Annotated in this window: 1 protein-coding gene and 1 pseudogene; both read left to right on the top strand. The window is 47.8% G+C overall.

The features are described 5' to 3' along the window. Positions 1-177 precede the first annotated feature (177 nt). A complete protein-coding gene (locus ACYVRH_RS14070; protein ID WP_461257506.1) occupies positions 178-495 on the top strand; it encodes a YbaB/EbfC family nucleoid-associated protein in 318 nt (105 codons plus the stop codon). Next, positions 492-624: pseudogene (locus tag ACYVRH_RS14065) on the top strand (recombination mediator RecR); the annotation flags it as partial. The gene ACYVRH_RS14070 and the pseudogene ACYVRH_RS14065, both read left to right, overlap by 4 nt.

Genomic DNA, 624 nt, shown 5'->3' with positions numbered 1-624 from the left:
CCTCTTTACCCGATGAAGAAGACGTTCCAATGTGGGAGTCGGCGCGTAACCCGGAAAGCAAAATTCCGCCCGAAGTTGAAAATGTTCTTTCTGTGATCCCGGGGACTTTAGTGTCCGAAACTAAAGTTTCGGACACTAAAGTCCCTGGGAGTAAAAACTAAAAAATATGGAGTGAATATGAATCCATTTGACATATTAAAAAACGCTCAAAAAATTCAGGAACAAATGAGCGGTTTTCAGGAAAAACTCGGCAACATTATTAAGACGGGCGCTGCCGGCGCCGGCCTTGTGGAGATTGACATTAACGGAAAATTGGAAGTGCTTGCGGTACGAATTGCCCCACAGGCGGTTAATGGCGCAGATACGGAAATGCTTCAGGATTTGATAATGGCGGCTTTTACGGATGGCATGGCAAAGGTAAAAGAAGCGGTAAGCGCTGAAGCCGCCGCAATGACCGGAGGCTTGAATATCCCCGGTTTTCCGGGGGTTATGTGACACCTAACGCCCTCGACAGGCTTATAACTCTATTTTCAAAACTTCCCGGCATCGGTAAAAAAAGCGCGGGCAGAATAGCGTATCACTTGCTCGATTCAAGTCCCGCCCTTGCGCATACGCTTGCAAAGG

It is taken from the genome of Treponema sp. R80B11-R83G3, assembly GCF_054786115.1.
This window is presented reverse-complemented; position numbering and strand designations above follow the sequence as displayed.